7 protein-coding genes and 1 pseudogene are annotated in these 7844 nt (G+C 61.1%); 7 read left to right on the top strand and 1 reads right to left on the bottom strand.

Annotation, left to right across the window (positions count from 1 at the left end; translation table 11 throughout):
• Positions 1-309 precede the first annotated feature (309 nt).
• From rpmH to mnmE, 5 genes and pseudogenes are all read left to right on the top strand, one after another.
• Entirely contained in the window at positions 310-444 is a 135-nt protein-coding gene (gene rpmH, locus THI_RS18665; protein WP_013107607.1) for a 50S ribosomal protein L34, read from the top strand.
• 86 nt (positions 445-530) lie between these two features.
• Positions 531-992, top strand: coding sequence for a ribonuclease P protein component (locus THI_RS17625; RefSeq protein WP_013107606.1), 462 nt, complete (start codon positions 531-533; stop codon positions 990-992).
• A pseudogene (gene yidD / locus THI_RS19445) lies at positions 989-1195 on the top strand (membrane protein insertion efficiency factor YidD); the annotation flags it as partial. The gene THI_RS17625 and the pseudogene yidD, both read left to right, overlap by 4 nt.
• 278 nt (positions 1196-1473) lie before the next feature.
• Positions 1474-3171: a membrane protein insertase YidC gene (gene yidC / locus THI_RS17620; protein WP_013107604.1), complete on the top strand. Its 1698-nt coding sequence runs from the start codon at positions 1474-1476 to the stop codon at positions 3169-3171.
• A 43-nt stretch (positions 3172-3214) separates the two neighbouring features.
• Positions 3215-4633 (top strand): tRNA uridine-5-carboxymethylaminomethyl(34) synthesis GTPase MnmE, encoded by a 1419-nt coding sequence (gene mnmE, locus THI_RS17615; RefSeq protein WP_013107603.1) that lies wholly within the window; start codon positions 3215-3217, stop codon positions 4631-4633.
• A 1-nt stretch (position 4634) separates the two neighbouring features.
• Here the strand turns inward: mnmE and THI_RS17610 are convergent, their stop codons facing one another.
• Positions 4635-5645: a D-2-hydroxyacid dehydrogenase family protein gene (locus THI_RS17610; protein ID WP_013107602.1), complete on the bottom strand. Its 1011-nt coding sequence runs from the start codon at positions 5643-5645 to the stop codon at positions 4635-4637.
• A 234-nt stretch (positions 5646-5879) separates the two neighbouring features.
• Here THI_RS17610 and THI_RS17605 point away from each other — a divergent pair, with 234 nt between their 5' ends.
• Entirely contained in the window at positions 5880-6449 is a 570-nt protein-coding gene (locus THI_RS17605; RefSeq protein ID WP_013107601.1) for an SRPBCC family protein, read from the top strand.
• Between the two features lie 229 nt (positions 6450-6678).
• Positions 6679-7821, top strand: a complete 1143-nt coding sequence (locus tag THI_RS17600) for a branched-chain amino acid ABC transporter substrate-binding protein (protein ID WP_013107600.1) — start codon at positions 6679-6681, stop codon at positions 7819-7821.
• Positions 7822-7844: the final 23 nt, after the last annotated feature.

Raw genomic sequence — 7844 nt, 5'->3', positions numbered from 1 at the left:
GGGGCCGGGGGCTTGCGCTGCAGGGCGCATTTGAGGCGGATGATCGTTGGTTTTGAATGCCGTTTTGAAGGTCATCAGGGCCTGGGCTTTCTGGAAAAACCTCTTTTGATTGACAAGAGGATGGAATCTCAGTCCAATGGAGGGCTTTTTTTCGGAATCTTGGTCTTGCGCGTAGCAAGACTTCAAGTTTGCGACTTTAAGTTTTTTCGGCGCGCGTATTTTGGATTCGTGGGGTGGTGTGCATGAGTGTGCACAGCATGAAGGCACAGGTCCAGGCGCGCAGCTTCTATTTTTATCAAGGTGAGTTTCATGAAACGTACGTATCAACCTTCGAAGACCCGCCGTCAGCGTACCCACGGCTTTTTGGTGCGGATGAAGACCAGGGGTGGCCGCGCGGTCATCAATGCACGCCGCGCCAAGGGCCGCAAACGTCTGGCTGTCTAAGATCCGCTGGGCTGTTGGGTTTGAACGATCTGCGGCTTGCTGCTTTGCGGGCTGCCGATATCGATCTTTCGACAGTCGGGGACGTCATGGCAGATCAGCCGATCTCGCGATCGGGCACTCTGCATCTCGAAATGTTGCGGCAACCCGAAGCGTTTGCCGCGATGTTTGCTGCGCGCTACGCGCAACAGGCTGAATTTCGCCTGCACTACCGTGCGGCGCCGACCGAGTGGGTGCCAGACGCCGCCCCTGCCTCTGCCCAGCCGCGCTGCTGGCTTGGTCTGGTCATTCCGAAAAAGTTCTGCAAACCGGCGGTACGGCGCAATCTGATCAAGCGGGTGATGCGCCAGGCGCTGCGTGAGTTGCGGCTGCCGAGCGAGGCACAGATGCAGGCACCGGTGTTGATGCTGCGGTTGACACGTAAATTGCCCGCAGAATTCCGCAGCGCCCGTTCACCGGCTTTGCTGGCCTATGTGCAGCAGGCGGTGAACGCTTTGCTCAAAAGCTGGATCGAACGCACCGTCGTGGTGACTGGGCGAAGTGCCGCATGAAGTCTGTTCTGATCGGTCTGGTACGGCTGTACCGTCTGCTGCTGAGCCCTTGGGTGGGCGGGCAATGCCGTTTTTACCCCACTTGTTCGCAATACACCATCGAAGCGCTGGAGCGGCATGGGGCGGCGGCGGGCAGCTATCTAGGCGCGGTCAGAATTTTGCGGTGCCAGCCCTGGTGTCAGGGGGGGCATGAGCCGGTGCCAGACGCTTTCACCTGGGCGCCCTGGCGCCGACGGACGGAAGAGGACGAAGCGTCAGATGCGATTGCTTCAGATGGGGCGCAGGCTGTGTCACCGCTGCCCATGCACAATAGCGCGTCTAAGTTTGATGAATCGGTCTCGACTGGCGTGTCGGGTACCAGCGCTGAGGGGCCGGAAAGCCCGGTTTCATTTCCCTCTGCTTCACCCCTGAGTGCTTCATCGTTTACCCCCAAGCCCTGAAGCCATCGGGCACTTCTGCATCACTACAACAGGATTTGCGTATGGATCTCCGCCGTTCGGTTCTCTGGGTGGTTTTCACCATGTCGATGATTTTTCTGTACAACTCCTGGCTGCGCTACAACGGCGAGACGGATTTGTTCGGAACGCCACCGGCCCATCCGGCGCAAGTCGCCAGCGCGCCGACCAGCGCAGTGCCGCAGGCGGCGCCTACCGCGGCTACGCCGCCAAATATCGCCGGTGCTGCGGCAACCGCGCCGCTGTCCGCCCCGGTCGCAGCGGCGTCCGCCGCTCCCGCGGCCCAGCTCACCACCATCCGCACCGATCTGATGGATGTGAAAATTTCTTCGCGCGGCGGCAATCTGGTCTATGCCAAGCTGCTCAAGTATGAGAGCCGCACCGAGCCGGGCAAGAACGTGATCTTGTTCGACGATACGCCGAGCAATATATACATGGCGCAGTCGGGCTTGATCGGGGGCGATTTTCCCAACCATGAAACCGAGATGACGGTGCTGCCTGGCCCGCGCGACATGGGCAACGCCAAGACGCTGCAGGTCAAACTGGTCTCGCCCGATCTGGGCGGCATCAAACTCGAGCGCACCTACACCTTCACCCGAGACAGCTATGTGGTGAATGTGCAGAACACCATCACCAACACCGGCAGTGTCGCGGTGGCGCCGCAGATGTATATGCAGCTCGTGCGCGACGGCAACACGCCTGCGGGTGACGAGTCGCACTTCTATCACACCTATACCGGCCCGGCGTATTACGACAACGCCAACAAATTCCAGAAGTTCGAGTTCAAGGATCTCAAGACCAACGAGGCGCCCAAGAAGGCCGACAGCGGCTGGGTCGCCATGATTCAGCACTACTTCGTTTCGGCCTGGGTGCCTGAGCCCTATGAAGGCTCGCGTGACCTTTATACCCGCAAGCTGGGCGACAACCTGTATGCGGTGGGGGTGATCCAGCCGCTGTCACAAATTGCTCCGGGCAAGAGCATCACCACCGATGCCAAGCTGTTCGTCGGCCCTGAGTTGGAGAGCACGCTGGGCGCGCTCGCCCCCGGCCTTGAGCTGGTGAAGGACTACGGCTGGGTGACCATTTTGGCCAAGCCGATTTTCTGGCTGCTGGAGATGATCCACAAAGTGGTGCAGAACTGGGGCTGGTCGATCATCGTGCTCACGCTGCTGATCAAGCTGGCGTTCTTCCCGCTGACGGCGGCGAGCTATAAGTCGATGGCGCGCATGAAGGCCGTAGGGCCGCGCATCAACGCGCTGCGCGAGTCGTACAAGGGCGATCAGGCGAAGATGAATCAGGCCATGGTCGAGCTGTACCGCAAGGAGAAGATCAATCCGCTGGGCGGCTGCCTGCCGATCGTGATCCAGATCCCGGTGTTCATCGCGCTGTACTGGGTGCTGCTGTCGAGCGTGGAACTGCGCGGCGCGCCGTGGATTCTGTGGATCCACGATCTGTCGGCCAAAGACCCGTACTACATCCTGCCGGCCATCATGACGGCTACGTCTTTCCTGCAGGTCAAGCTCAACCCGACCCCGCCCGACCCGATGCAGGCGCGGCTGATGTGGATCATGCCGGCGGCGTTTTCCATCATGTTCTTCTTCTTCCCGGCCGGTCTGGTGTTGTACTGGCTGACCAACAACACCACGTCGATTGCGCAGCAGTGGTTCATCAACAAGAAGATGGGCGTGGGTGTGTTGACCGACACCACAGCGGCGGCCAAGTAAAGGCCCACTCAAAGGCCCATTCGATCCGCGCGGTTGCCCGGCCATGAATCTGTTGGCGCAAGACGCCGATCCGATCGTGGCCATTGCCACGGCACCCGGTCGCGGCGCCGTGGGCATCGTCCGGGCTTCGGGCAAATCGCTCGGGGCTTTGGCGCAGGCCATCACAGGCCGTGTGCTGCTGCCGCGTCATGCCACTTACCTGCCGTTCGGGGATGGTCAGGGCGGGGTGATCGACCGAGGGCTGGCGCTGTTTTTTCCGGCGCCGCATTCCTACACCGGAGAAGACGTGCTGGAGCTGCAGATCCACGGTGGGCCGGTGGTGCTGCAACTGTTGCTGGCGCGGCTGCTCGAACTGGGGGCGTCTTCACGCTTGCGGGTGGCGCAGCCCGGCGAGTTCACCCGGCGCGCGTTTCTGAACGGCAAACTCGATCTGGCGCAGGCCGAGAGTGTGGCTGATCTGATCGAGGCCAGTACCGAGGCGGCCGCTCGCAGCGCCACCCGGGCGCTGGCGGGCGAGTTGTCGCAGGCGGTGCGCGCACTGGCCGCCGAGTTGGTCGAGTTGCGCCTGCTGGTCGAGGCCACGCTCGATTTTCCCGAGGAAGACATCGACTTTTTGCGCCAGGCACAGGCGCAGCGGCGTTTGCAGGCTTTGCAGCAGACGCTGCAGCAGGTGCAGGCCAAGACGCGGCAGGGCGCACTGCTGCGCGAAGGACTCCAGGTGGTGCTGGCAGGGCAGCCGAATGTGGGCAAGAGCTCCTTGCTCAACGCATTGGCGGGGGCCGAGCTGGCCATCGTTACGCCCATTGCGGGCACGACGCGAGACAAGGTCAGCCAGACCATCCAGATCGAGGGCGTGCCCTTGCACATCGTCGATACCGCAGGCCTGCGCGACAGCGCCGACGCGGTGGAGCGCATCGGCGTGGAGCGCAGTTGGCACGCCATCGCCGGTGCGGATGTGGTGGTGTTCCTGCACGATCTCACTCGTCTGCAGGCGCCGGGCTATGCCCAGGCCGAGGCGGAAATCGCCCGCGGACTCCCCAAGGGCGCGCCCCTGCTCCACGTTTTCAACAAGCGCGATTGCGTCGAGACCGGCGCCCAGGCGCGGCTATTGCCGCAAGTCTGGGCGCAATGGGGCGTGGAGGCCGGTGAGTCGGTCTGGATTTCCGCCGCGACCGGAGACGGTCTGCAGGAACTGCGTCTCAAGCTGCTGCAACTGGCAGGGGCGCAGCCGACCAGCGAGGGCGTGTTCATCGCCCGCCAGCGCCATGTGCAGGCGCTGGAGCAGACCGGGCAACACCTCGGAGCGGCCTTGCACCTGATCGAGCTGGACGCGCAGGCGCCGCTGGATCTGCTCGCCGAAGAACTGCGGCTATCGCATCAGGCGCTGATGGCGATCACCGGCGAATACACCCCGGACGATCTGCTCGGGGCGATTTTTTCCAGTTTCTGTATCGGCAAATAAATCAAGGTCGGCGCGGCGATAAATCGCCTGCATTGATCGCCGCGCTCAGATCGCCCGCGGCAAACTGGGCGATGGTCTGGAAGGCCTGGGCGAACATCTGCTCGTAGTGATCTTGCTCGACAAAGCCGATGTGCGGCGTGCAGATGGCGTTTTCCAGTCGCAGTAGCGGATGGCCTTGCAGAATCGGCTCGGCTTCGAACACATCGACCGCCGCCAGACCCGGCCGGCCGCGATTGAGCGCGGCCACCAACGCATCCGGGGCGAGGAGGTCGGGGCGGGCGGTGTTGACGAGCAAAGAGGTGGGTTGCATCAGCGACAGATCGGCCAGGGTGATGAGATGGCGGGTGGCGTCGGTGAGGCGCAGGTGAAGGCTGAGCACATCGCTGGTGGCGAAGAAGGCTTCACGCGACTCGGCCGCCAGCAAGCCTTGTTCAGCAGCGCGCGTGCGTGAGGCCTCGCTGCCCCAGACCTGAACCCGCATGTCGAAAGCCTGCCCGTACCGCGCAATGCGCTGGCCAATACGGCCATAGCCCCAGATGCCCAGCGTCTTGCCCGCGAGGCGCTGACCGAGACCGAAATTGGGCGGCATCGACTGCGACTTCAGCCCGGCCTGCTGCCATGCACCATGCTTCAGACTGGCGACATACTGCGGCAGACGCCGCATGGCGGCCAGCACCAGCGCCCAGGTCAGCTCGGCGGTGACGCCGGGGTCGGTCTGCCCATCGGCTACGGCGATGCCCAGATCACTGCACGCTTGCACATCCACATGCGGGCCGATCCGGCCGGTCTGCACCACGAGCTGCAGCTTGGGGCACTTTTCCAGCAATTGCCTCGACAGCACGGTGCGGTCGCGAATCAGCACCAGCGCCTGGGTGTCGCGCAGGCGCACGCTGAGCTGACCTACGCCTTTGACGGTGTTGTTGAATATCTTGAGGTCGTGACCGTCGAGCTGCTGCGCGCAATCGAGCTTGCGCACCGCATCCTGATAGTCGTCGAGCACGGTGATCTGCATGGTTATCCGTCCGATGAAACACCAGAGCCGATCAGTGTAGGCCCTTGGAACAGCGCGGAAGAAAGGCGCCGAAGCGGGCGGATCGGTAATGCCCCGAATAGGAGTTTCCCGATTTTGCTGCATCGCAGCTTGCTTCTGTCGTCAGTCACAGAATATAAGCTGGTCTTGATATATGCCTGTCTGCCGTCCGATGATTCGAACGAGGCGGCTGGGTGAGACGACATGGAGACCGAAATGGATGTCAAAGGGAAATGGCTACTGCCGACCAGCCCGCAGAAAACCTGGGAGGCGCTCAACAGCCCGGAAGTGCTCAAAGCCTGTATTCCAGGTTGCGAATCGATCACCGACACCGGTTCGGGACATTTCGAGATCGTGCAAGTGCTGGCGGTCGCCGGGTTCAAGACGCGCTTCAGCAGCACACTCACGCTGGAGGACCCCAACCCGCCGCACAGCTACGTACTGCGCTTCGAGGGCAACGCGGGGAGCGCCGGTTTTGGCCTGGGCCGCGCCCTGGTCGCGTTGCAACCCACGGCAGACGGCGGCACGCAGATGAACTACCAGGCTACCGCCGAGGTGGGCGGCGCCATCGGCCAGCTGGGCAAGGGCACGGTGGACAGCACGGCGCAGAGTCTGGCGGAAACCTTTTTCTCCCGCTTCGATCAGGTCATGCGCGGGCAACTGCCGGTGGACGACGGCGCCGGTGCCCTCGACCGACTGTGGGGCATGATGCCCCCTTGGGGGTGGGCGATATCCACCCTGGTGCTGGTTTTTATCGTGTACTGGGGGCTGCACGGCACTTGGTGAAGTGCAGTTACGGATGAGGTTCATAGGGAACTCCTTGGGTTACATATTGCTACAACCCCAACTGGTTTGATCGCGAAACCCGGCATAGGATGGAATGACAAACGGAGCCCTATGGCCCCACATGGGTCTGTATAGAAGCAACCGCAAACTGCGAAGTTTGCGTGCGACGCTTTTCCGATCAGGCCTGTGATCATCAGCCCTCAAGGCATGTCATATCCAGGAGACTCGCATGAAACTCACCAAACGCCAGTTAGGCATAACGGTTGCCGCACTATTTTTTGCAGCGGCCCCAGCGTTTGCAGCCAAACCTTTGCTCATCGGTGTTCAGGCGCCGATCACGGGTCAGTACGCCAACGAAGGGCAGGGCATCGCAGACGCCGTGAAACTGATCGTCAAGCAGACCAACGCCAAAGGCGGATTGCTCGGACACCAACTCGAAGTGAAGGTGTGCGATGACCAAGGCGAGGCCGCACCAGCCGCAATTTGTGCACGTCAGTTGACCAATGACGGCGTGCTGGCGGTTATCGGCAGTTACACGAGTGGGGCAGCCCTTGCTGCGCAGCCGATTTATGCCCGTGCAAACATCATCCAGACCTCTGACGGCACCAGCGATGAACTGACCTCCAGGGGTTACAAGACTTTCTTTCGTAACGCCCCGCCCAACAGCGCCGAGGCCTTGTTCACGGCCGGCTACTTCAAAGCGATGGGATACAAGCGTATTGCTGTGCTGACGGATCATTCGAGTTTTTCAACTGGGCTCGCTGACGCTGTTGTGGCCGACTCGAAAAAGGAAGGTATTGATGTCCTCGATAAAGCGTTCATCAACGCCGGATCGCAGAATTTCACGCCCGTATTGACCAAACTGAACGCGCTCAACCCACAAGTGGTTTATTTTTCAGGGTATTACACCGATGGCGGTTTGGTGAAGGCGCAAATGGCGCAACTCGGTATGAAGGCAAAATTCGTGGGCGGGGACGCCAACCAGAATGTCGCCTTTGCAAAAATTGCGGGTAATGCTGCAGCCGGCGCAGTCATCATTAATGTGCCGGCCCCGCAAGATCTGCCCTACCCGGCAGCCAAAGAGTTTTTGGCGGAATTCAAGACCGCCTATGGCCATGAGCCGCCCAGCATTTTTACCTTGACCAACGCAGATGGCCTGCGCGCCATTTTGTACACCGCAGAAAAAATCAAGAGTGTTGAACCGGCCAAGTTGATACCGGCTCTGCATAAATTAGACGACTTCAAAGGATTGACAGGGACGTTTTCCTGGAATTCTGTAGGAGAACGGACGGGCAGCCCTTATGTGGCCTTTGAGGTGACACCGAGTGGCGGATACAAAATCACCTATCCAGCCACGGCGGTAGCTAAGTAAAACAACAATTGAGACCTCTGCAC

The sequence above is a fragment of the Thiomonas arsenitoxydans genome (assembly GCF_000253115.1).
In the GTDB taxonomy this organism is placed as follows: domain Bacteria; phylum Pseudomonadota; class Gammaproteobacteria; order Burkholderiales; family Burkholderiaceae_C; genus Thiomonas; species Thiomonas arsenitoxydans.
The sequence above is the reverse complement of the archived record's forward strand: the minus strand, read 5'-3'. Positions and strand labels throughout refer to the sequence as shown.